At 69.9% G+C, this 21,658-nt stretch carries 20 protein-coding genes; 15 read left to right on the top strand and 5 right to left on the bottom strand.

What is annotated here, in order from left to right:
- Positions 1-79 precede the first annotated feature (79 nt).
- Complete coding sequence (locus VF536_RS09325) at positions 80-1,342, top strand: hypothetical protein (protein ID WP_331614563.1); 1,263 nt, start codon at positions 80-82, stop codon at positions 1,340-1,342.
- Here the strand turns inward: VF536_RS09325 and VF536_RS09320 are convergent.
- Positions 1,307-2,506: a hypothetical protein gene (locus VF536_RS09320; protein ID WP_331614562.1), complete on the bottom strand. Its 1,200-nt coding sequence runs from the start codon at positions 2,504-2,506 to the stop codon at positions 1,307-1,309. The two genes, VF536_RS09325 and VF536_RS09320, sit on opposite strands and share 36 nt — an antisense overlap.
- 181 nt (positions 2,507-2,687) lie before the next feature.
- Here VF536_RS09320 and VF536_RS09315 point away from each other — a divergent pair, with 181 nt between their 5' ends.
- The 5 genes from VF536_RS09315 (at position 2,688) to VF536_RS09295 (ending at position 5,642) form a co-directional block, all read left to right on the top strand.
- On the top strand, positions 2,688-3,218 hold the full coding sequence (locus VF536_RS09315; protein ID WP_331614561.1) for a GbsR/MarR family transcriptional regulator: 531 nt from the start codon (positions 2,688-2,690) through the stop codon (positions 3,216-3,218).
- An 83-nt stretch (positions 3,219-3,301) separates the two neighbouring features.
- A complete protein-coding gene (locus VF536_RS09310) occupies positions 3,302-3,829 on the top strand; it encodes a DUF393 domain-containing protein (protein WP_331614560.1) in 528 nt (175 codons plus the stop codon).
- Positions 3,826-4,734: an NAD-dependent epimerase/dehydratase family protein gene (locus tag VF536_RS09305; RefSeq protein WP_331614559.1), complete on the top strand. Its 909-nt coding sequence runs from the start codon at positions 3,826-3,828 to the stop codon at positions 4,732-4,734. Before VF536_RS09310 ends, VF536_RS09305 begins: the two co-directional genes overlap by 4 nt.
- The gene (locus tag VF536_RS09300; protein WP_331614558.1) at positions 4,716-5,105 is read left to right on the top strand and encodes a DoxX-like family protein; all 390 of its coding nucleotides are present in this window, start codon (positions 4,716-4,718) and stop codon (positions 5,103-5,105) included. Before VF536_RS09305 ends, VF536_RS09300 begins: the two co-directional genes overlap by 19 nt.
- Before the next feature lie 60 nt (positions 5,106-5,165).
- Positions 5,166-5,642: a DUF2269 domain-containing protein gene (locus VF536_RS09295; RefSeq protein WP_331614557.1), complete on the top strand. Its 477-nt coding sequence runs from the start codon at positions 5,166-5,168 to the stop codon at positions 5,640-5,642.
- Positions 5,643-5,654: 12 nt separating this feature from the next.
- On the opposite strand, the gene VF536_RS09290 is transcribed toward VF536_RS09295, so the two are convergent.
- Entirely contained in the window at positions 5,655-6,251 is a 597-nt protein-coding gene (locus tag VF536_RS09290) for an ATP-dependent Clp protease proteolytic subunit (RefSeq protein WP_331614556.1), read from the bottom strand.
- 122 nt (positions 6,252-6,373) lie between these two features.
- Between VF536_RS09290 and VF536_RS09285 the strand changes: the two genes are divergently transcribed.
- From VF536_RS09285 to VF536_RS09275, 3 genes are read left to right on the top strand one after another with little or no spacing between them, the layout of a single operon-like run.
- Positions 6,374-7,189, top strand: coding sequence for a sigma-70 family RNA polymerase sigma factor (locus tag VF536_RS09285; RefSeq protein WP_331614555.1), 816 nt, complete (start codon positions 6,374-6,376; stop codon positions 7,187-7,189).
- The gene (locus tag VF536_RS09280; protein WP_414710326.1) at positions 7,186-7,701 is read left to right on the top strand and encodes a GAF domain-containing protein; all 516 of its coding nucleotides are present in this window, start codon (positions 7,186-7,188) and stop codon (positions 7,699-7,701) included. Before VF536_RS09285 ends, VF536_RS09280 begins: the two co-directional genes overlap by 4 nt.
- A 5-nt stretch (positions 7,702-7,706) precedes the next feature.
- Positions 7,707-9,686, top strand: coding sequence for a bifunctional 2',3'-cyclic-nucleotide 2'-phosphodiesterase/3'-nucleotidase (locus VF536_RS09275; RefSeq protein ID WP_331614554.1), 1,980 nt, complete (start codon positions 7,707-7,709; stop codon positions 9,684-9,686).
- Positions 9,687-9,753: 67 nt separating this feature from the next.
- On the opposite strand, the gene VF536_RS09270 is transcribed toward VF536_RS09275, so the two are convergent.
- Positions 9,754-10,059 (bottom strand): flagellar basal body protein, encoded by a 306-nt coding sequence (locus VF536_RS09270; protein WP_331614553.1) that lies wholly within the window; start codon positions 10,057-10,059, stop codon positions 9,754-9,756.
- A 309-nt stretch (positions 10,060-10,368) separates the two neighbouring features.
- Between VF536_RS09270 and VF536_RS09265 the strand changes: the two genes are divergently transcribed.
- Positions 10,369-12,618 (top strand): TonB-dependent receptor, encoded by a 2,250-nt coding sequence (locus VF536_RS09265; protein WP_331614552.1) that lies wholly within the window; start codon positions 10,369-10,371, stop codon positions 12,616-12,618.
- Positions 12,619-12,757: 139 nt separating this feature from the next.
- On the opposite strand, the gene VF536_RS09260 is transcribed toward VF536_RS09265, so the two are convergent.
- Both VF536_RS09260 and sbcB read right to left on the bottom strand, forming a co-directional pair.
- The gene (locus VF536_RS09260) at positions 12,758-13,687 is read right to left on the bottom strand and encodes a sensor domain-containing diguanylate cyclase (protein WP_331614551.1); all 930 of its coding nucleotides are present in this window, start codon (positions 13,685-13,687) and stop codon (positions 12,758-12,760) included.
- 101 nt (positions 13,688-13,788) lie between these two features.
- Positions 13,789-15,246, bottom strand: coding sequence for an exodeoxyribonuclease I (sbcB, locus tag VF536_RS09255; protein ID WP_331614550.1), 1,458 nt, complete (start codon positions 15,244-15,246; stop codon positions 13,789-13,791).
- A gap of 173 nt (positions 15,247-15,419) precedes the next feature.
- Here sbcB and VF536_RS09250 point away from each other — a divergent pair, with 173 nt between their 5' ends.
- The 5 genes from VF536_RS09250 (at position 15,420) to VF536_RS09230 (ending at position 21,601) form a co-directional block, all read left to right on the top strand.
- Entirely contained in the window at positions 15,420-16,262 is an 843-nt protein-coding gene (locus VF536_RS09250; RefSeq protein WP_331614549.1) for a CPBP family intramembrane glutamic endopeptidase, read from the top strand.
- 144 nt (positions 16,263-16,406) lie between these two features.
- Complete coding sequence (locus VF536_RS09245; RefSeq protein ID WP_331614548.1) at positions 16,407-18,878, top strand: PBP1A family penicillin-binding protein; 2,472 nt, start codon at positions 16,407-16,409, stop codon at positions 18,876-18,878.
- Positions 18,879-18,890: 12 nt separating this feature from the next.
- The gene (locus VF536_RS09240) at positions 18,891-19,682 is read left to right on the top strand and encodes a transporter (protein ID WP_331614547.1); all 792 of its coding nucleotides are present in this window, start codon (positions 18,891-18,893) and stop codon (positions 19,680-19,682) included.
- 12 nt (positions 19,683-19,694) lie between these two features.
- Positions 19,695-20,711 (top strand): ribonuclease T2 family protein, encoded by a 1,017-nt coding sequence (locus tag VF536_RS09235; protein ID WP_331614546.1) that lies wholly within the window; start codon positions 19,695-19,697, stop codon positions 20,709-20,711.
- Between the two features lie 125 nt (positions 20,712-20,836).
- Positions 20,837-21,601 (top strand): energy transducer TonB, encoded by a 765-nt coding sequence (locus tag VF536_RS09230; RefSeq protein ID WP_331614545.1) that lies wholly within the window; start codon positions 20,837-20,839, stop codon positions 21,599-21,601.
- Positions 21,602-21,658: the final 57 nt, after the last annotated feature.

Raw genomic sequence — 21,658 nt, 5'->3', positions numbered from 1 at the left:
GGTCGCTTTTTCTTGCCCGCCGGCCTGACCGGCCACCCAGCAATCGCCGCTTTACATCGTCCGCTTAGCGTCGCCGCCCATGATCGAAACGACCCGCCCTCGCCTGCGCGCCCGCGCTCGCTCCCTGGCCCTCGCAGGCGCCGCCGCGCTGGCCGCGGCCGTGCTGCTCGCCGGTTGTGGCGGCGGACCGCCGAAGGCGCGTGTCGAGGAACAGCAGCTGCAGCGCGAGTTCGCCGCCCGCGGCTACGCGCCGCAGGGCGAGGCGGTGACGGTGTGGCCGGTCCTGTGGCGATTGCGCGGCGACGACGTGCGCGTGAGCCTGACACTGCCAGCCAACGTGGGCGCGACGCCGCGACCGGTCGTGGTGTACCTGCCGGGCCTGGGCGAATCGGACACGGCGGGCATCCGCTGGCGCCGCGCCTGGGCGGCCGCCGGTTATGCGGTGCTGTCGCTGCAGCCGCTGGAGGAGGACGCGAACGCCTGGTCGTCGGATCTGGCGCGCTCGGCCGAATTCGCCGAACTGGGCCGGCGCCACTACGCCGACGCACAGATGCGCAAGCGGCTGGCGCGGCTCGACGAGTTGCTCGCCGAGGCGCAGCGGCTGGGCCGCCCAGGCCAGGGCCAGGGCCCAGGCGACGCGCCGTGGCGCTCGCTGGACTGGTCGAAGACGGTGGTCGCGGGGTATGAACTCGGCGCCCAGACGGCCCTGGCGCTGGCAGGCGAGCGGCAGCCCGACGGGTCGGTGCTGACGCTGAAGGCCGTGCAGCCGGTGGCCGCGATCGTGCTCAGCCCGCAGGTTTTCGCGCAGCCGGACGCGGCGCGGTATCGCGACATCTCGATGCCGGTCCTCGGCCTGACGGGCCCGGACGACAGCGACGTGCTCGGACTGGTGCGGGACGTGCAATGGCGCCGGGCGCCTTTCGCCGCGATGCCGGCGGACCGCGCCTGGTTGCTCAGCGTGAACGAGGTCCGCCATGCCGCGCTCGGCGGCAACGAACCTCGACCCGAGGACACGGAACGCGAGCAGAAGCGCATCCGCGCCGCCGAGGAACAGGCGCAATCGCAGCCCCAGGGCCGCCGCGGCGGCGGTCGCGGCGGACGCGGCCAGGAAGGCCCCACGCGCATGGCGCCGGTCCCCGCGGTGCCCGACTACCGGCAACTGCACGAGCAGCAGCTCGGCATGACCGCGGCCCAGCAGGTCAGCGTGGCCTTCCTCGATCTGCAGGTGAAGCGGGCGGACACGGCTCGCGCCTGGCTGGCCGGGCCGGTCGACGCCTGGCTGGGCGCGCGTGGGAAGCTCACCGCCTCACAGCACAGTGTCCGAGGAGATCGGCGCGAGTGAGGGCTGGACGTGGAGCCACTGGTGGGCGAAGACCTCGGAAGCCGGGCCGGCGTTTCCCGCACGGTCGACCTGCCGGACCTCCAACGGGCCCTTGACGACGCTGCCGGCGACAGCGGTCACCCAGTCGGAGGCGCTCACTGCACGGTACTGGAGATGAGCCCGATCTTCCAGGTTTGAAACGCCCAGGAGATCGGCAGTGACTTCCAATGCAGCCGGAAAAAAGGTGGGCACTTCCGGTGGCCGCGTGTCCAGCCAGACGTGTGCCATCCGCAGCAGTCGGATGGGTGCGGTATCGGCAGGATCTCTCGCGCCCACCAGAAGGGTCTGAGGCCCTTCGACGAAGAGGCTGGCGGGGATCCGTTCGATGTGCCCGTCGACATCGACGCGGGCTCTCTCGGTCCCTCCATCCATGTTGCGCGATATCCGACTGATCTCGTAGAGCCTGCCCGGTTCAATGTCGGGCAGCCGGACTTCCGCCTGATTGGTCAGCACGAAGTCGACCGGCTTGCCGAACCGGTCCCGGCCGCCGATCCGACCGTGATCGTGCACCACCACCAGGCGCGCCAACTCGTCCTGGGAAGTCCCGTCGATCGACCTCTCCGATCTTTCCAGGCGGACCGTCGGCAGAGGATCTTCCGGATCCGCCCGGTCGGGCGGCTCGTCGACACCCGCGACCGGCATCGCGATCTCGGCAGTCATGGAGGCAACGCTCTCCGGGGCCGTCTTCTCGACCGCCACCTCTCCTGTTTTCTGTCCGGTTTTTGCTGGCGTTGGATCCATCGTCGGATCTGGCGTCGGATCCGGCATTTTCACTGCCAGCGCCTGAGGCGGAGCGTCCGGGCGTGGCGCCGCCTCCAGCGCATTCCCGGACCTGCGGACTTGCGACGGCCGCTCCTGGCCCACGCCGACGGGGCTCGCGGACAAGGCGGCGAATGTCGTCATGGCCACAGCACCCCAAGCCAACGGCAGGAGGTCTTCCAACGCCGCCTCCTCAACCATCGAGGCATCGGGCGCTTCCTGCGTCTCGACGCGCCCTTCCCGCCCGTCTTCCGTCACCGACTCCTCACGACGCTTGTGCTTCCCGCGCCGGGACGCCGCCCCTCCAGCCTCGGTCCGCCCCTTCACCAGCGTCCGTTCCCGCATTTGCCTGACCATCTCGTTCAATCCGGATTCATGAAACGGGCGAGTATGGGAAATCGGACGCGCGTTGGCACTCGCAGACGCTCGTGGCCAGTCATGCGCGCCTCACTTGTCCAGGCCTGGCGCGCAGGATCCAGGTGTGCGATGTTCGCGAACGTCAAGTTTCTGTGTTGACAGAAACATCTGACAAGCTAAAGTGCAATGCATGGAACTCACCGACACCGCCCGCCGTTTCGTCCTGCACTGGGGCGAGATGGGCAGCGCCTGGGGCGTCAACCGCACCGTGGCGCAGATCCACGCGCTGCTCTACTTCCATGGCCGGCCGCTCAACGCGGAGGAACTGGCCGAGACGCTGTCGGTCGCCCGCTCCAACGTCAGCACCAGCCTCAAGGAACTGCAGAGCTGGAACCTGATCCGCGTGACCCATGTGCTGGGCGACCGCCGTGATTATTTCGAGACGACGGCGGACGTCTGGGAGCTGCTGCGCACCATCGTCCGGGAGCGCAAGCACCGCGAGTTCGACCCGACCGTGCGCATGCTCTCCGAGCTGGTCGCCGACGAGGGGTTCCAGGACGAATCCCCCGACGCCCAGGACCGCGTGCGCGAGTGCCTGCGCCTGATGCAGACGCTGGGCGCCTGGTCCGAGGAAATGATGCGGCTCTCGCCGTCGACGCTGGAGAAGGTCCTCAAGCTCGGCGCCAGCGTGCAGCGCTTCGTGCGCGGGGACGGGACCTGATACAGCCTTTTTCCGGCCCTTTTTTTGAGTGCAAATTTCTGTCTCTACTGAAATATCAAACACACCACAAACAGGAGGACGCCATGCGAGCCATCCCCAACCCCGGCCATGATCCGGCGGTCTACCCGCTGACCCTGTATTTCGACGGCGCCTGCCCCGTCTGCAGCGGCGAGATGCACAACCTGATGCTGCGCAACACGGCCGGCCTGCTGCGCTTCGTGGACATCTCGGAGCCGGGATTCACCGCGTTCCCGCCGGGCACCGACATGCGCGCGCTGATGGACCTCATGCACGGCATGCGCGCCGATGGCCGCCTCGCGATCGGCGCCGAGGCGATCCGGCTGGCCTACCGCGGTGTCCACCTCGGCTGGATCGCGCGGATCATGGACCTGCCGGTGCTGCGCACCCTGTGCGATCGCGCCTATCCCACCGTCGCCCGCCACCGCTACCGCATCCCTCGTCCGATCGTGCGGCTGGTCTTCGAGACCGGCCTGCGCCGCGCGGCCGAACGCCGCGCCGGCCGGTCCGCCTGCCGCGACGAGGCCTGCGAATTCCATCCCCGCCCGCATCCGCATCACGTGCGGCGCGACGGCAGCGGGGACGCGTCATGAGCACGCCCGCCATCCGGTCCGTGCTGGTGTGCGGCGCCAGCGGCTTCGTCGGCCGCCGCATCGTGCGCTCGCTGCGCGAAGCGGGGCTGGCCGTGACCGCGGGCAGTTCCCGCACCCAGGACTTCCAGCGCGACCTGTCGCCCGAGGTCTGGCTGCCGCGCGTCACTGGATTCGATGCCGTCGTCAACGCGGTCGGCCTGCTGCGCGACACGCCGCGCCGCCAGCTCGAACCCATCCATCACCAGGCCCCCGCCGCGCTGTTCGAGGCCTGCGCCCGCGCGGGCGTGTCGCGGGTGATCCAGATCTCCGCGAACGGCGTGGCGCAGAGCCCCACGCGTTACGCCACCACCAAGCGCGCCGCGGACGAGGTCCTGCTCCGCCTGCGCGCCGAAGGCCGGCTCGACGGCGTCGTGCTGCGCCCGAGCATCGTCTTCGGCCGCGGCGGCGCCAGCGCCGCGCTGTTCATGAACCTGGCCCGGCAGCCGCTGCTGGTGCTGCCGCGCGCGGCGGTCCAGGCCCAGGTCCAGCCGGTCGCCGTGACCGACGTCGCGCTGGCGGCGCTGCATCTGCTGCAGGACGGCGGACCGGAGATCGTCACCGCCGTGGGGCCGCGGGCGCTGCCGCTCGCGGCGTTCATCGCGGAACTGCGGCGCCAGCGCGGCCAGCGAGGCCGGAACGATCCGCAGGCGCCCAGGCCGGCCCGCGTGATCCCGTTGCCGGACGCGCCCAGCCGCTGGAGTGCACGCCTGGGCGACTTCGTCAGCAGCCAGCCCTGGAGCAGCGAAAGCCTGGCCCTGCTGGAGCAGGACAACATCGGCGACGCCGCCGCGTTCGAGCGCGTGCTCGGCCGGCCGGCGGTGCCCGTCGAACAATTCGTGGAGGCCGCATGGGCATCGGACTTGTGAACTTCCGGCACCGCCGCACGCGGATCGTCGCGCGCGGCGGGCTGATCGCGCTCTGGCTCGCCACCGGCGCGGCCAGTCTCATCGAGCTCGACGGCCGCAGCCGCGACCTGATGGTCGCCGCGCAGACACCCGAGGCCTGGATCGCGCCGGTCATCGTCGCGGGCGCGCTGGTCGACCTGCTGATCGGATTGGCGATGTGGCGCTGGCACCGCCGCTGGGTGTACCGCCTGGCGGGCGCGATGATGCTGCTGATGACGGCAGTGGCCACGGTGATCCTGCCCACGCTGTGGCTGGACCCGCTGGGCTGCCTGACCAAGAACCTGCCGGTGGCGATCCTGCTGCTGATCCTCGACGAGGACGCGCCGGCCTGAAGCAGCCGGCTTGAAGCAGCCGGCAACCAGACGCTCAAAGAAGAATTCCAGGAGGAAAAGATGAACACCTACCTCGTGATCAAGTGGCTGCACATCGTGTCGAGCGTGCTGCTGGCGGGCACCGGCTTCGGCTCGGCCTTCTACCTGTTCTTCGCGAACCGCAGCGGTTCGCTGGCGGCGCAGGCCGTGGTGGCGCGGCTGGTCAAGCGCGCGGACCTCTGGTTCACGACGCCGGCGGTCATCGTGCAGCCGCTCACCGGCGTGTGGCTGGCGATGACCGCCGGCTGGTCGCTGGACACGCCCTGGCTGGCGCTGTCGATCGCGCTGTACCTGATCGCGGGCGCCTGCTGGCTGCCGGTGGTGTGGCTGCAGATCCGGCTGTCGCGGATGGCCGACGCGGCGCTCGCCAGCGGCCAGCCGCTGCCGGCACTCTACTGGCGCTATGCACGCTGGTGGGAAGGTCTGGGCTACCCGGCCTTCATCGCGGTGCTCGTCGTCTTCTACCTTATGGTCAACAAGCCGGCGCTGTGGGCCTGAGCCTCACAGACCTCAACCGCCTCGGAGTTCAGTCTTGCGCTCGATGATCCGGGAGACCAGGCCGTACGCGACGGCCTCCTCGGCCGAGAGCCAGCGGTCGCGCCCGATGTCCTCGAGCACAACTTCCAGGGGCTTGCCCGTTTCGCGCGCGATCGTGCGGGCGATGCGTTCCCTGGCCTTGATGATCTCGCGGGCCTGGATGGCGATGTCGCTTGCCGGACCGCCGGCGCCGCCGCTGGGCTGATGGATCAGGAAGCGGGTGTTGGGCAGGCAGTAGCGGCGCTCGCGCGGCACCGACAGGTACAGGTGGGTGGCGGCGCTCCCGACCCAGCCGGTGCCGATCATGTTCACCGGCGCGGCGATGAAGCGCACGATGTCGTGGATCGCGTCGCCGGACTCGAGGTGCCCGCCAGGCGAGCTCACCAGCACGTCGATGGGATCGGTGCTCTCGGCGTCCAGGGCGATGAGCCGGCGCGTCACGTCGGCGGCCAGGACGTCGGTGACGGTGCCGAAGATCAGCAGCGTGCGGGCCTTGAAGGCCTTCTCCTCCAGATAGGAGGTGCGCGGCTCGGTGGCGCTGGACGGGGCGGCTGGGGTCGGATGCTCCATGGGGGCGGGTCCTCGTGGTTGAAGTGATGTCTTGACGAACGGGACCTGCGTCGCGTGACACCGGCGCCCGCGGCGGCATCACGCCCGGTCGCGGCACCGATGGCCTGTGGCAAGCTCGCCCCATGCACGACGACAGCGCCCGCCCCCTCCTGGATGCCGACCACCGCGGCCTGGTCCGCGCGGCCGCCCGCCTGCTGGGCCCGGCCGACGCCGAAGACGCGGTGCAGGATGCCTACGTCCGCGCGCTGGAGACCGCCCCGACGGGGCTGAACGCCGCCCAGGCCTGGCTGCTCACCGTCGTGCGCCATCTGGCGATCGATCGCCTGCGGCGGCGTGACTGGATGCGGCAGTGGCTGGAGGCGACCCACGCTCAGGCGCCGGCATCGGCGTCCATCGCGGCACCTTCGGCCGAGCTGGTGGCGACGCTGGCGGAAGAAGTCGCGCAGGCGCTGCGGCTGATGGCCTCGCACCTGACGCCGATGGACGGTGCCGCCCTCCTCCTGCATGAGGTGTTCGAGATCGAACATGCGGAGATCGCACACGCCACCGGGCAGTCCGAGGCCGCCAGCCGCCAGCGTCTGCGCCGCGCACTGGCACGGCTGCGTCAGGCGGCCATCACCCCATCCGACGCCGCCCCCGATGCGGCCGAGGACCCCGTCTTCCGCCAGTACCTCGACGGCCTGCGCCTGCGCGATCCGCGCGCTCTCTGGGCGATGCTCCGGCAGCCGCCGATCCGCGCGATGGCGGCGAGGTCCCCGGTCGCCGGCGCCCCCGCCCCGTCCTCCTTCCCCGAAACCGCTTCGAGCGGCACCGCCTCCGGCGTCGTGCAGGTCGGCGGGCAGCTCGGCCTGGTGCTCACGCTCGACGGGGTCACCTTGTGCGTGCTGCCGCTGGGCGTACGGAACGAGCGGGACCTCAGCCACAATCCCGCCCCATGAGCTTCGAACCCACTCCGCTGCTGGACATGTCCAGCGCCGAGGCCAAGCGCGCCTCGTACGACACGCTGGTCGCCCAGACCCAGGCCCTGCTGCACGGCGAGCGCGACTGGCTCGCCAACCTGGCGCAGTTCTCCGCGCTGGTCTTCAACGCCGTCCCGACGCTGAACTGGGCCGGCTTCTACCTCGTGAATCCGAAGGACGACCAGGAGCTCGTGCTCGGCCCGTTCCAGGGCAAGGTCGCCTGCGTGCGCATCGCCTTCAACCGCGGCGTCTGCGGCGCCTGCGCGCGGACGCAGGAAGTCCAGCTGGTCGAGGACGTGCACGCCTTCCCCGGCCACATCGCCTGCGATGCGGCCTCGCGGTCGGAACTGGTGCTGCCCATCGTCGCCGGCGGCGCGCTGCGCGGCGTCTTCGACCTCGACAGCCCGGAACCCGCGCGCTTCGACGCGATCGACGCCGAAGGCTTCCAGCGCGCGATCGCCGTGCTGGTCGCCGGCACCGACTGGGCCTGATCCCGATGCGCACGACGTCGAAGCGCGGCCTGCACGGGCAGGCGCAGGGGCTGGCCGCCCTCGCCGGCCAGGTCGGCGTGGCAGGCCTGTTCGCGGGTCTGTCCCTCCTGTCGATGCCGCTGTCCGCCGCGGAGCTCAAGCTCCGCGTGCTGGAGACCAGCGACATCCACATGAACCTGCTGAACTACGACTACTACCAGGACCGCCCGGCCCAGGAGTTCGGCCTGGCCAAGACGATCACGCTGATCCACCGCGCCCGCGCCGAGGCGCCCAACAGCCTGCTGTTCGACAACGGCGACCTGCTGCAGGGCAACCCGCTGGGCGACGTCGTCGCCCGCGTGAAGCCGCTGAAGGCCGGGGACGTCCACCCCGCCTACAAGATCCTGAACCTGCTGGACGTGGACGCCGCCAACCTCGGCAACCACGAGTTCAACTACGGCCTGCCCTTCCTGCGCCAGGCCATCGCCGGCGCCAACTTCCCTTATCTGAACGCCAACGTGATGGAGGCCGACGGCCGCCGTCATGCGTTCACGCCCAGCGTCCTGCTGGCGCGGACGATGCGCGACGAGGACGGCAAGGCCCACGCGCTCAAGATCGGCGTCGTCGGCGTGACGCCGCCGCAGATCCTGGAATGGGACCGCCAGAACCTCGCCGGCAAGGTAAAGGTGCGCGATATGGTCGACGCCGCCGCCGAGCAGGTCGCCGATCTGCGCAAGCGCGGCGCCGATCTGGTCGTCGTCATCGCCCACACCGGCATCGACAAGACCGAGCTGCCCAAGCTGTCCGAGAACATGGCCGCCCAGCTCGCCCGCGTGAAGGGCGTGGACGCGCTGCTGCTGGGTCACGCCCACACCGAGTTCCCCGGTCCGACCTTCGCCGGTTATCCGGGCGTGGACCTGGCGAAGGGTCGGCTGTATGGCACGCCGGCCGTGATGCCGGGACGCTGGGGCGATCACCTCGGCATCGTCGACCTGACGCTGAAGCAGACCGGCAAGACCTGGCACGTGACGGACAGCCAGGCCAGCCTGCGGGCAATCTTCGACCGCGCCGCCCGCAAGCCGCTGGTCGAGGCCGACCCGATGCCGGCCGCCGTGATCGCCGGCGAGCATCAGGCGACGCTGGACTACGTCCGCAGTCAGGTCGCCGTCGCGGACCAGCCGATCCAGAGCTACTTCTCGCAAGTGCTGGACGGCACCGCGGTGCGGCTGGTCGCGCAGGCGCAGCTGGCCTACGCGCTGAAGGCGGTCCAGGGCACGGCGCTGGAGAAGCTGCCCATGCTCAGCGCCGCCGCGCCGTTCAAGTCCGGCGGCCGCCAGGGCTGGACGCAGTACACCGACATCCCCGCCGGACCGGTCGCGATCAAGCATGTCGCCGACCTCTACGTCTACCCGAACACGATCAAGGTCGTGAAGCTGAGCGGCGCCCGGGTGCGCGACTGGCTGGAGATGTCCGCCGGACAGTTCCGCCGCATCGATCCGCAAGGGCCCGCGCGTCAGGACGTCGTGGACACGAGCTACCCGAGCTTCAACTTCGACATGATGCTGGGCCAGGACGGCGGCCTGCGCTACGAGCTGGACCTGACCCAGCCTGCGCGCTTCGACAAGGACGGCAAGCGCGTGAGCGATGGCCGGCGCGTCATGAACCTGAGCTGGCGCGGCCAGCCGCTGGACGAGCGCGCGGACTTCCTCGTCGTCACGAACAACTACCGCGCCTACGGCGGCGGCCACTTCCCGGCGCTGGCGGCGGACAAGGTCGTCGTCGACGCCCCGGACGAGACGCGCGAAGCCCTGGCGCACTTCCTGGCGGCGCAGCCGTCGCTGAGCGCGGCGGTCGCGGCTTCGTCCTGGCACATCCGGCCCGTGCCGGGCGTGGCGATGCAGTTCGTGTCCGGCAACGGCGCGGCGGCGCATCTGAAGGACACGCCCCAGGTGACCCGGGTCAAGGACAACGGCGACGGTTCGTCGCTGTTCGAGCTGAAACCCTGAACGGGGCCCTCGCTCCAGAAACGACAACGGCCGCTCGAAGCGGCCGTTTGTCATTGGGAGCGATCGCTCAGACGTGGATGTCGAGCAGCGCGCCCTCGGCCCGGATCTGCGTCTGCAGCACCCGCAGGTTGCCGACGAAGGCGTAGGTCGCCGACTTCTGCTCGACGATGTCCGCCGCCAGGTCGGCGCCCGGTTCCGGCAGCTTCTCGACCTTGGTCGTGACGCCGTTGCCGTCCTCGGCCGTCTGGGCCTCGATCCGCTCGCGGCGGTAGCCCGGCGTGGCGGCGTTGGCGACGTTGTTGGCCGACGCGCGCAGGCGCTCGTTGGCGGCGGACATGCCGGACAAGGCGGTCGACAGGCTGACGTTGGACATGGCTTTATTCCCAGGTTCCCGGACTCAAGCGACCAGGCATCCCGCCGTCATCGGCACTTTCCAGCCGATCTTTAGGGCGATCTTCAGAAAAGAAACGAATTTCCGGCGCTTTTTTCTGGATCGGGAAATGGTCGGGTTTCCCCTGAAAACGACGCCAACGCCCCATCGCGGGGCGATTCGGCCACCAAACGCCCCGCCGACCTACCTCGGAAGGGGTGTTTTCAGCGCCCTACGTGACGACCGCAGCGGGCAGACACAGGGCCTCCGGATAATGCGAAACATTCTTATCTGCGAACTCTTCTCATCGTCATGTCGTCTGCTGTTTTCCGACCCGCCCTCGCGCCGCTGGCGCTCGCCCTGACCGCCGCGCTGCACGGCGGCGCCTTCGCCCAGTCGGCCCCGCAGGCCCCCGAGGCGGCGGCTTCGGCGGCGTCTGGAGCGGCCACGACGCAACTTCAGAAAGTCGTCGTCGAGGCCAGCGCGGACGCGTCCCGCGGCGGTCTGATCAAGTCCTACGCCGGCGGCCAGGTGGCGCGCGGCGGCCGGGTCGGCCTGCTGGGCAACCAGGACATCATGAGCACGCCGTTCAGCACCACGTCCTACACCAACGAGCTGATCCAGAACACGCAGGCCCACAGCGTCGGCGACGTGCTGCTCAACGACCCCGGCGTGCGCCTGGCGCGGGGCTTCGGCAACTTCCAGGAGAGCTACTTCATCCGCGGCTTCATCCTGAACTCCGACAGCGTCGCCTACAACGGCCTGTACGGCCTGCTGCCGCGCCAGTACATCTCGGCCGAGCTCTTCGAGCGCGTCGAGGTGCTGCGCGGTGCCTCGGCCTTCCTCAACGGCTCGACGCCCAACAGCGACGCCATCGGCGGCTCCATCAACCTGCTGCCCAAGCGCGCGCCCAGCCAGCCGCTGACCCAGATGACCGTCGGCACGGCCAGCGGCGGGCAGACCATCCTGGCGGTCGACGTCGCCCGACGCTTCGGTCCGGACAACGCCACCGGCGTGCGCGTAAACCTGGCCTCGCGCGCCGGGGACACCAGCGTGGACAAGGAAAGCGTCAACCTCGGCATGGCCTCCGTCGGCCTGGACTGGCGCGCCCGCGACGTGCGCCTGTCCGCCGACGTCGGTTACCAGGACCACAAGCTCAAGCGCACCCGCACCAACGTCACGCTGGGCGCGACCGCCACCGCCGTGCCGGCCGCGCCGGACAGCGAGTCCAACTGGGCGCAGCCGTGGACCTACTCCAACGAGCGCGACCTGTTCGGCACGCTGCGCGGCGAGGTCGACCTCGACCGCTGGCTGGGAACGGGCTGGACCGCGTGGTTCGCCGCCGGCGCGCGCAGCAGCGACGAGGCCAACTCGCTGGCCAACCTGACGCTGACCAACAGCACGACCGGCGCGGGCACGACCTCCCGCTTCGACAACACCCGCGAGGACCGGGTCCGCACCGGCGAGGTCGGCCTGCGGGGCCTGCTGACCACCGGTCCGGTGAAGCATGAGCTGGTGGTGTCGGCGAACGCCTTCCGGCTCGACAAGCGCGCCGCCTTCGGTGTCTCCACGACCGCCGCGACGCCGCGCCTGATCCCGACCAACCTGTACGGCGAGGGCTCGGCGCCGCTGCCCGCGCTGATCTCGATCAGCAACCGGCTGGAGGATCCCGCCACCACCGGCATGACCCGCCTGCGCAGCCTCGCCGTCGCCGACACGCTGGTGATGCTGGACGACGCGCTGCGCGTGACGCTGGGCGCACGTCACCAGTCGCTGGACCTGCGGACCTACGCCTACAACACCGGCGCGCCGGGCGCGCCTTACGACCGCAGCAAGACCAGCCCGATGGGCGGCGTCGTGTTCAAGTTCAGCAAGTGGCTGTCGGTCTACGGCAACTACATCGAGGGGCTGACGCAGGGCGACTCGGCGCCGTCGACCGCGACCGCGGCGATCGGCAAGGTGCTGGATCCCTACCTGTCCAAGCAGAAGGAAGTCGGACTGAAGGTCGATGCCGGGCGCGTGGGCGGCGGGCTCGCGTTCTTCTCGACGGCCAAGCCGCGCGGGGTGGTGACGAGCACGCTGGGCTTCGAGGCCCAGGGCGAGGACCGCCACCAGGGCATCGAGCTGACCGCCTTCGGCGAACCGATGGCCGGGCTGAAGCTGCTGGGCGGCCTGACCTGGCTGGACGCCGAGCAGAAGAGCACCGGCGTCGCCAATACCGAGGGCAAGCGCGTCATCGGCGTGCCGCGCACGATGCTGAACCTGGGCACCGAATGGAACGTGCCGGGTGTGCAAGGCCTGACCCTAGACGCCCGCGTGATCGCCACCGGCAGCGTCTATGCCAATGCCACGAACACGCTGAGCGTGCCGGGCTGGGGCCGCGTGGACGTCGGTGCGCGTTACGCGATGGACGTCCGCGGTCACCTGGTCACCTTGCGCGCTCGCGTCGACAACGTCGCGGACCGCAACTACTGGGCGTCCTCGGGAGGTTTCCCGAACAGCGGCTACCTGGTGCTCGGTTCGCCGCGCACGGTCAGCGTGAACGCCTCGTTCGAGTACTGAGCCCGACCGAGCTCACGATCACCACCAGCCCTCTCACGAGGGCATCGGTGCTGATGGGCCCGGAACAGGGCATGAGGGTCCTGGAGGGAGCCCTCATGCCCTGTGATGGGCCGCGCCTGGCGTTGCGAAGTCGGGGGCCTCACGCCCCGGCCAACTCCTCGTAGCTCCCGCTCGAGATGAACACGCGGACCGAATCCCCGCCAGCGGCTTTGGCCTCGGTGCAGGCCAACTGCCCCGCGCCGAGCACCGCATCCACGGTATCCAGCGAGGTCTGCAGCTGCACCACCCCCAGGCTCGCCTTCACGCGAGCCCGGTGCAGGCCCCAGCGCAGCCGGTAGCCGGCGATGGACGAGCGGATCTTCTCCGCGACGATCTGGGCGTAATGCTGGTCGCAGTCCGGCAGCAGCACGACGAAGTGGTCGCCCTCCAGCCGCGCGACGGTGTCGGAGGCCCGCACCTTGGTGATGAGCATCTGACCGAGTCCGTACAGGAAGTGGTCGGCGACCTCCGCCCCCATGCCCTGCTGGATCTCGCTGAACTTGTCGATGTCGACGAACAGCACCGACACCGGCTCATGCCGGCGGCTGCCGACGTGTTCGGCCAGCCGGCGTTCGATTTCGCGGCGGTTGGCGAGTTCGGTGATGTCGTCGTGCTTGGCCGACCAGGTCGGCTGCAGCCGTTGCTGGCGGGCGGCGGTGACGTCCTCGAGGATCCACATCGACTCGCCCGCGGGCTGTTCCCAATGCACGGGCGTCGCCTGCAGCCGGCCCCAGAAGCGCGAGCCGTCGCGGCGGACGAACTCCACTTCCTCGTCCAGCGGCCGCCCCGCGCCGAAGGCACTGCCCATGCGGGCCTGCAGCGCCTGGTGCGCCGAGTCCGACACCACCGAGGCGCGCTGGTCGGTGCCGGTCAGGTCGGTCTCGTCCCCGTGGCCGAACAGGTGGTTGAAGTGCTCGCTGACCACCTCGAAGCGGCCGGCGGCCACGAAGGCCACGGCCAGCGGCGCCCGCACCAGCATCGCCCGCATGCGGGCGGCGTTCGGATCGGCGGCGTCGTGTTGGGATTGCATGTCGTCTCCTGGCGTATCCCGAAGGTGTACCCGTTTTGCCCCATCCTGGAAAGCCCGGAAAGGACCCGGTTCCCGGGCCTCGTCAGCCGCTGGACCCGCTTTCAGGGGGGCGGCGGTGCGATTTGTTCAGCCCATTCATAGAGCGCGGACAGGATGTCGCTGGCGCGCTCGTCCTCCGATTCCTCGGCCGCCTGGGCCAGGGTATCGATGCGTTCGAAGAAGGCTTCCAGCGTCTGCGCCCCGCCCTCGCCGCCGTACAGGCGGGCGGTGCGGTGCTGTTCCCAGCGCGCCTGCTCGTCCGCCGTCAGGCTGTCGGGGAAGTTGCGCGCGCGGTAGCGGAACAGGATCTCCTCCAGCCGCGCGTCCTCGAAGGCGACCTTGCCCTGCGCGACGCGGTCGGCCAGCGACTGGGGCGACAAGCCGCGCAGGCGCTCCAGCGAGCGGCGGTCCTCGTTCGAGACGAAGCCGCCGTACAGGTCCTCGTCGACATCCACGCCGCCCTCGCCGGCCGGACGCTGGAACACCTGCGACCAGAGCCGCGAGAGCTCCCCGCCGCGCGCCGCCAGTGTCTGCGCGTGCGCCTGCCCCTGCGCCAGGTCCAGGCCCCAACGGGCCGCCATCTCGGGCGACAGGATCTTCATCGACGAGATCACGATCGGCGACTTGTTGACGTGGATGGTCTTGATCGGCAGCCGCGTCACGCCCTCGGGCAGCAGCTCCTGCTTGGTGTACATGCGCAACCGGATGGCCTCCGCATCCAGCGCCAGCAGCTCCGCCGGATCGCTGCCCAGGTCCCAGACGATCAACTCGTTCTTGTTGGTCGGATGCGGCGCCAGCGGCCAGACCAGCGCGATGCAGCCGCGCTCCACGCCGTACATGCCGGAGACATGCAGGAAGGGCCGGTTCGTGCCGATCTCGGCCCAGACCGCGTCCTTGCGGCGCAGCTTCAGGCAGAAGTCCCACAGGCGAGGCTGCTTCTCCTTGATCAGCCGGGCCAGCGCGATCGTCGCGCGCACGTCGGACAGCGCATCGTGCGCCGCCTCATGCGCCAGGCCGTTGGCGGCGGTCAGGTGCTCGAGCTTGAAGGACGGGCGGCCGTCCTCGTGCTTCGGCCACTCGATGCCTTCCGGGCGCAGCGCGTAGGCGCAGCGCACGACGTCCAGCAGGTCCCAGCGGCCGCAGTCGTTCTGCCATTCGCGCCCGTAGGGATCGATCAGGTTGCGCCAGAACAGGAAACGCGTGACCTCGTCGTCGAAGCGGATCGTGTTGTAGCCCAGCCCGACCGTGCCGGGCCGCGACAGCTCGGCGTGGATGTCGGCGGCGAAGCGGTGCTCGGCCACGCCCTGCTCGGCGCAGGTCTGCGGGAGGATGCCGGTCAGGAGACAGGACTCCGGATCGGGCAGCGAATCGGTGGGCGGCTGGCAATACACCATCAGCGGATCGCCGATCTCGTTCAGCTCGGCATCGGTGCGGATGCCGGCGAACTGCGCCGGCCGGTCGCGGCGCGGCACCCGCCCGAAGGTCTCGTAGTCGTGCCAGTAGAAAGTCATCTCGTGCATGGGGCGGGACGATACCTCAGCGAGGCGCCGCCGCCGGGCAACGGGACCGCCGACGGAGCGAGCGACGAGGCGGTCGATGGTGCGGGCGACGGAGCCGGAAGGGGCCGGTGCGCCGCTTCGCGGATACTGCGGCGCGATTGCCTTCTGACAACCCGACTCCGCCCCTGACCCCGATGCCGCTCAGCCACCTGCTCCTGTGCCTGTCGATCGCCGCGACCCTGCTGCCGGTGCGCGCCCCCTGGCCCTGGCTGTCCCTGCTGATCATGGCGGTCACCGCCGGGCTGGTGCACGGGCAGCTCACGATCGTCGCGATGGTGCCGGTGGCCGCGCTGGCCGCCCTGGCCTGGATGGCGATCGAGGCCCGCCACCGCCCGCGCCGCGAGGCGGTGCTGATGCTGCTGATGCTGGTGATCGGCTTCGCGCTGGCGCTGCACATGCTGCCGGGGTTCCTGAATCCGACCTACCTGACCACGACCTCCGACGCCCGGCCGCCGTCGCTCAAGTACCTGAACTTCGACAAGGGCGTCGCCGGCATGCTGATGCTGGCGGTGCTGGCGTCGCAGCAGCGCAGACGCTCGGAAGGCGTGCCGGGCTGGGCACTCGGGGCGGCGCTGGTCGCGACGCTCGCCCTGCCCTGGCTGGTGGCCGCGATCGGCGGCATCGGCCGGCCGACGCTGCGCTGGCCGGACAACGCCGGGCTGTTCCTGGCGGCCAACCTGTTCCTGACCTGCGTCGCCGAGGAGGTGGCCTTCCGCGGCGTCATCCAGGGCCTGCTGGCACGCCGGCTGGGCACCGACCTGCGCACGATGAACGGCTGGCTGCCCATCCTGCTGGCGGCCGTGCTCTTCGGACTGGCCCACGCGGCCGGCGGGACCGCCTACGTGGCGCTGGCCATGCTGGCCGGCCTCGGCTACGGCCTGGCCTACACGCTGTCCGGTCGGATCGAGGTGGCCATCCTGCTGCACTTCGCGCTCAACGCGCTGGTCTTCCTGACGCTCAACCTCGGGCACGGTTGATGCCCTGACGGCCGGATTCTCTTTTCCCCACGCCTGTGGGTCGGCCGTGTGTCTTATGTGTACGGATTGTTGCCGTGCGCACCGAGGCCGGGACAGCCCCGGATGTCTGACGATAATCCGCCGACCTGAACTCGTGCGCCCCGCATGCAGCAGATTGCCCAAATCGCCCGCAACATCGCCCAGGCCCTGGCCGGCTTCTTCCTGGCGCTCTGGCGCCGCACCGCCCCGCTGCGGGACGCGCTGCGCCAGTTGCCCACCTGGAAACGCATCGCCGTCTGGTCGGGCGCGGGCCTGCTGGCGGTGGTCCTGCTGCTCGGCGGCGTGGCGGCGATCATCTGGCCGGGCCTGCCCGACCTGGACCGCCTGACCGACTACAACCCCAAGCAGCCGCTGCGCGTCTACTCGGAGGACGGCCAGCTCCTGGCCGAATACGGCACCGAGCGCCGCAGCTACCTGCCGCTGGAGAAGATCCCCAAGCAGATGCAGCAGGCCCTGCTGGCGGTCGAGGACACCAACTTCTACGACCACCAGGGCGTCTACGTGCCCGGGATGATGCGGGCGTTCTGGGTCAACCTGTTCTCGTCCTCGCGCAGCCAGGGCGCGTCGACGATCACGCAGCAGCTCGCGCGCGACCTCTACCTCACGAAGAAGAAGCTCTACACCCGCAAGATCGTCGAGATCCTGCTGGCCTTCAAGATCGAGAGCCAGCTGTCCAAGGACAAGATCCTGGAGGTCTACATGAACCAGATCTATCTGGGTCAGCGGGCCTACGGCTTCGAGGCGGCGGCGCAGGCCTACTTCGGCAAGTCCCTGAAGGACCTGACGACGGCGGAGACGGCGATGCTGGCCGGCCTGCCGCAGAGTCCGTACCGCGCCAATCCGATCACCAACCTGAAGCTGGCGCAGCGTCGCCAGGCGACGGTGCTGATGCGCATGGTCGACGTCGGCATGATCACGCCGGAGCAGGCGAAGCAGGCCCGCGAGGAGCCGGTGAAGCTGCGCAGCGCGCAAGAGCAGCGCCTGCCCTACGGCCAGTACGCGACGGAGATGGTGCGCCAGGTCGTGCACGCCCAGTACGGCGAGGACGCCTACAACCGCGGCCTGCGGGTGACGACGACGCTGCGCATGGACGACCAGGTCGCGGCGTACAAGGCGCTGCGCCGCACGCTGATGGACTACGAGCGCCGCAAGGCCTGGCGCGGTCCGGAAGGCGACGTGGACCTGCCCGACGGCATGGACGCGCAGGAGCAGGATGCCGCCATCGCGCAGGTGTTCAACGAGCATCCGGACAACGACGACCTGCGCACGGCGGTGGTCACGCAGGTCGCGAACAACAAGGTCCAGGCCAGCCTGTCCGACGGCGACGACATCGAGATCACGGGCGAGGGCCTGCGCTCGGTGCAATCGGCGCTGTCGCCCAAGGCCAAGGCCGACCTGCGCATCCAGCGCGGCTCCATCATCCGCGTGCTGCGCGGCGCGCCGACCAAGGCCTTCCCCAAGGGGGCGTGGGCGGTGACGCAGTCGCCGGAGGCCGAAGGCGCGCTGGTCTCGGTCGAGCCCGACACCGGCAAGATCCTGGCGCTGGTGGGCGGCTTCGACTTCAACCGCAACCAGTTCAACCACGCGACACAGGCGTGGCGACAGCCGGGCTCCAGCTTCAAGCCCTTCCTCTACTCCGGCGCGATGGAGCTCGGCGCCAGTCCCGCGACGCTGGTCGACGACGCGCCGATCTCGGTCGGCGACTGGAACCCGCGCAACTCCGACGGCAACTTCGACGGTCCGATGACGCTGCGCCAGGCGCTGGCCAAGTCCAAGAACATGGTCACGATCCGGGTGCTGGAGCAGCTCACGCCGGCGCGCGGCCGGACCTGGGCCGGCAAGTTCGGGCTCGACGTCGACAAGCAGCCCGAGAACCTGACGCTGGCGCTGGGCTCGGGCTCGGTGACGCCGCTGCAGATGGCGAGCGCCTATTCGGTCTTCGCCAACGGCGGCTACCTGCTCAAGCCGCTGCTGGTGACCAAGATCGTGGACGCGCAGAACCAGGTGCTGTTCCAGGCCGAGCCGGAGAAGCTCACCGACGAGCGCCGCGCGATCAGCGAGCGCAATGCCTTCATCACCGGCTCGCTGCTGCGCGAGGTGGCCATCCGCGGCACCGCCTACAAGGCGAGCGCGTCGCTCAAGCGCTACGACCTGTACGGCAAGACCGGCACGACGAACGACGCGGTGGACGCCTGGTTCGCGGGCTTCCAGCGGCGCGTGGCGACGGTGGTGTGGATCGGCTACGACCAGCCGCGCAGCCTCGGCGCGGGCGAGTCCGGCGGCGGTGTCGCGCTGCCGGCGTGGATCGACTACATGCAGGTGGCGCTGAAGGACATCAAGCCCTCCGAGATCGAGCCGCCCAAGGACGGCGGCCTGGTGCAGGAGGAAGGCCCCTTCGGCCCCGACTGGGTCTTCAGCGAATATGCGGGCGACGCCGGCCTGAAGACGATCGGGCCGATGCCGCCACCGATTCCGCCTGCGGAGGCGGCGTCAGGCGCGGCCTCGGGGCCCGCGACCGGCGCCTCCGGCGTGCCGCCGTCCTGGTGGATGGGCGGCGAGCGCAGCGGCGGGCAATAAGGAGCGCTTCCCATGACGAAAACGCTGTTGATCACCGCGACGCTGCTGATGGCGGCGGCCGGTTCCGTCCGGGCGGCGGATGAGGCCATCGAGCCCGACCAGCCCGGCATCGTCGAATCGAGCAGCACGGTCGGCAAGGGCCGCGCGCTGCTGGAGACCGGCCTCGGCTACCAGCGCGACAAGAGCGACGGCGTGCGCAGCCGGCTGTGGTCGACGCCGACGCTGCTGCGCTTCGGTTTCGCCGAAGACTGGGAGTTCCGTGTCGAGACCGATGGCTACCAGCGCCTGCGGGCGTCGGACGGCGGCGGCACGGCGAAGGCCAGCGGCTGGGCCGACACGGCGCTCGGCGTGAAGTGGCACGTGCAGGACGGCGACGGCGAGCGCCACACGCCGGGGCTCGCCTGGCTGTTCAACGTGGACATGGACAGCGGCTCGTCGGCATTCCGGGGTCAGGGCTTGCGTCCGTCGCTGCGACTGACATCGGAGTGGGACCTGCCGCACGACTGGTCGGCCGGTCTGATCGGCGGGCTCTACCGCGACAGCCGCGACGACGGCAAGCACTTCGTCGGCGGCATCCTCGGCGCCTCGCTGGGCTGGCCGATCGCGGAGTCGTGGAAAGGCTACGTCGAGGTCGCGGGCGACCAGCTCACCTCCAAGCGCAACGGCGGGCGGAGCATCTCGGCGGGCACCGGCGTGACCTGGCTGGTCGACCGCAAGCTGCAACTGGACGCGTCGATCAACCGGGGCCTGACGAGGCAGACCGCGGATTGGGTGCTGGGCCTCGGCGTATCGATCGGCTTCTGATCGGATTCAGACATGCGACTCCTGCTTCAAGCGCTCACCCTGTCGGCGGCGTTCGCTGCCCTGCCCACGGTCTGGGCCGATCCCGCGAGCGGCAGCTTCACCGCCTCGCGCGCCTGCGAGGCTTTCCAATCCTTCAGGAAGAGCACCAACCCCGACGGCGCGAAGCTGTCGCCGGGCACGGGCTACACGATCCTGGAGTCGCACAACGCAGGCTGGACGCGCGTGCAGGTGCCCGGCGCCCGGCCGCCGGAACGTTGGGTGCAGAACGACTGCGGCGCGGCCGCGGGCGGTGGCGCCCCTCCCCCTTCGAACCCGACCAGCGCCCGCGCGCCGTCGGCCGACACGGCGGCGACGCAAGGGGGTCAAGGCATGTGCAAGACTCCGGACCAGTACGACAGCTTCGTGCTGGCGATGTCGTGGCAGCCCGGCTTCTGCGAATGGACGGCGGGCGGCCGGCGCGGCAAGCCCGAGTGCGAGGCGATGGAGGACGGCAAGCTCAAGGTGACCAACCTGACGCTGCACGGCCTGTGGCCCAACCGGCAGCAATGCGGGATCAGCTACGGCGACTGCGGCAACGCGCCGATGAATCTCTCGAAGGAGACGGTCGCCTACATCGGCCCGTGGATGCCGAACTTCCTCTACGAGAAGGGATTCGGCGAGCACGAATGGCGCAAGCACGGCACCTGCCAGACGACGCTGAATCCGGACGCCTATTTCCGCCGCGCGGTGGACCTGGTGAAGCAGTTCAACGATTCGGGCGTGGGCAAGTACATCCGGCAGAACATCGGCGGCGCGATCTCGCGCAAGACCTTCTACGAGAAGCTGCAGGCCGAGACCGGCACCGACGCGTACCGCGACAGCGTGAAGCTGATGTGCTCGGGCCAGTACCTCACCGAGATCCAGGTGAAGCTGCCGAGAGACTACAAGGCCGGTGGAACGCTGAAGCAGCTGCTGGGCGACCAGCCGAGCGGCAGCGGTGGCGGCACCTGCCGCCGGGATGAGATCAGGATCGAGGCGAGCGGGCGGTGAGCGCCGCGAGGCACTTGAACGCAGCGGCCACAGGCGGTGTCGTGACCGGCAGGGTGCTCCCTACTGCAAGGCGATGAACGCCGCTCGTATGCTCCGCCTCCAATAAGTCGATCAGGGAGTGAGGCATGGCCTCAAGGGGGAACGGCTGGAGCCTGGGCCCGGTGGCGACGTTCGTGGTGGCGTTCGTGACGACCCTCGCGATGGCGTCGGCGCAGGCGGGCGAACCGGAGGCTGAAAAGCCGCTGCACTGCGAGCGGGTCTTGCGGCCCCATGCACCGGTCGACGCCAACGGTCAGCGCGTGTCCGGCGACATCACGATCGACGCGCGTTTCGTCCGCGGTCGCCTGGACAACGTCGAATTCCGGGACGGCCGGGCCGATCTGCTGCTGGCCGCGCAGGCCAAGCTGCGGGAACTGCGTTGCCAGAAGCTCGCCGAGCCGCGCACGCTGCGGATGACGCTCACCTTCTCGGGCGGTGCCGAGCAAGACCTGTCCCCGCCCTTCAAGCACGGTGGCAATGCCGTGCTGGCCCACAACGCCTTCATCCGCGAGCACTTCCCCACGCGTGTCGATGCGCTGCTCACCTTGCCGGCGATGGATTTCGAGGCCTACGGAAACGTCGGCATCCTCAAGGACTCGCCGGTCGAACTCGACTCGGAGGCTGAGTTGTACGCCGGCACCTTCAAGGTCAAGTTGATGTTCCTGCTCGACACCGATGGCACAGCCTCGGACTTCCTGGTCATCTCGGACGCGCCGAGCGTGTTCCACCGGTTGTCCATCGCGGCCATGAAGCGCGCCAGGTTCTCGCCGGCCACCTACGCCGGACTGCCGGTCCCCGCGATCGTGGAGCGGGAGTTCGAATTCAACATGGACGATGGCCTGGACATCTGAACGTCCCGCGGGCGAGACCATGATCGGCGCGTCTAGGCGCAACTTGTATGCTCCGCA

Origin of the sequence: Roseateles sp., assembly GCF_036486225.1 — a bacterium.
Lineage (GTDB): Bacteria > Pseudomonadota > Gammaproteobacteria > Burkholderiales > Burkholderiaceae_C > Roseateles.
Note: the sequence above shows the minus strand (reverse complement) of the source record. Positions and strands in the feature narration are given on the sequence as shown.

What these genes read in the sequence shown, in the direction of transcription:
- VF536_RS09325 (WP_331614563.1), top strand. Translation starts at nt 80, where the DNA reads ATGATCGAAACGACCCGCCCTCGCCTGCGCGCCCGCGCTCGCTCCCTG.
- VF536_RS09315 (WP_331614561.1), top strand. Translation starts at nt 2,688, where the DNA reads ATGGAACTCACCGACACCGCCCGCCGTTTCGTCCTGCACTGGGGCGAG.
- VF536_RS09310 (WP_331614560.1), top strand. Translation starts at nt 3,302, where the DNA reads ATGCGAGCCATCCCCAACCCCGGCCATGATCCGGCGGTCTACCCGCTG.
- VF536_RS09305 (WP_331614559.1), top strand. Translation starts at nt 3,826, where the DNA reads ATGAGCACGCCCGCCATCCGGTCCGTGCTGGTGTGCGGCGCCAGCGGC.
- VF536_RS09300 (WP_331614558.1), top strand. Translation starts at nt 4,716, where the DNA reads ATGGGCATCGGACTTGTGAACTTCCGGCACCGCCGCACGCGGATCGTC.
- VF536_RS09295 (WP_331614557.1), top strand. Translation starts at nt 5,166, where the DNA reads ATGAACACCTACCTCGTGATCAAGTGGCTGCACATCGTGTCGAGCGTG.
- VF536_RS09290 (WP_331614556.1), bottom strand. Translation starts at nt 6,251, where the DNA reads ATGGAGCATCCGACCCCAGCCGCCCCGTCCAGCGCCACCGAGCCGCGC.
- VF536_RS09285 (WP_331614555.1), top strand. Translation starts at nt 6,374, where the DNA reads ATGCACGACGACAGCGCCCGCCCCCTCCTGGATGCCGACCACCGCGGC.
- VF536_RS09280 (WP_414710326.1), top strand. Translation starts at nt 7,186, where the DNA reads ATGAGCTTCGAACCCACTCCGCTGCTGGACATGTCCAGCGCCGAGGCC.
- VF536_RS09275 (WP_331614554.1), top strand. Translation starts at nt 7,707, where the DNA reads ATGCGCACGACGTCGAAGCGCGGCCTGCACGGGCAGGCGCAGGGGCTG.
- VF536_RS09270 (WP_331614553.1), bottom strand. Translation starts at nt 10,059, where the DNA reads ATGTCCAACGTCAGCCTGTCGACCGCCTTGTCCGGCATGTCCGCCGCC.
- VF536_RS09265 (WP_331614552.1), top strand. Translation starts at nt 10,369, where the DNA reads ATGTCGTCTGCTGTTTTCCGACCCGCCCTCGCGCCGCTGGCGCTCGCC.
- VF536_RS09260 (WP_331614551.1), bottom strand. Translation starts at nt 13,687, where the DNA reads ATGCAATCCCAACACGACGCCGCCGATCCGAACGCCGCCCGCATGCGG.
- sbcB (WP_331614550.1), bottom strand. Translation starts at nt 15,246, where the DNA reads ATGCACGAGATGACTTTCTACTGGCACGACTACGAGACCTTCGGGCGG.
- VF536_RS09250 (WP_331614549.1), top strand. Translation starts at nt 15,420, where the DNA reads ATGCCGCTCAGCCACCTGCTCCTGTGCCTGTCGATCGCCGCGACCCTG.
- VF536_RS09245 (WP_331614548.1), top strand. Translation starts at nt 16,407, where the DNA reads ATGCAGCAGATTGCCCAAATCGCCCGCAACATCGCCCAGGCCCTGGCC.
- VF536_RS09240 (WP_331614547.1), top strand. Translation starts at nt 18,891, where the DNA reads ATGACGAAAACGCTGTTGATCACCGCGACGCTGCTGATGGCGGCGGCC.
- VF536_RS09235 (WP_331614546.1), top strand. Translation starts at nt 19,695, where the DNA reads ATGCGACTCCTGCTTCAAGCGCTCACCCTGTCGGCGGCGTTCGCTGCC.
- VF536_RS09230 (WP_331614545.1), top strand. Translation starts at nt 20,837, where the DNA reads ATGGCCTCAAGGGGGAACGGCTGGAGCCTGGGCCCGGTGGCGACGTTC.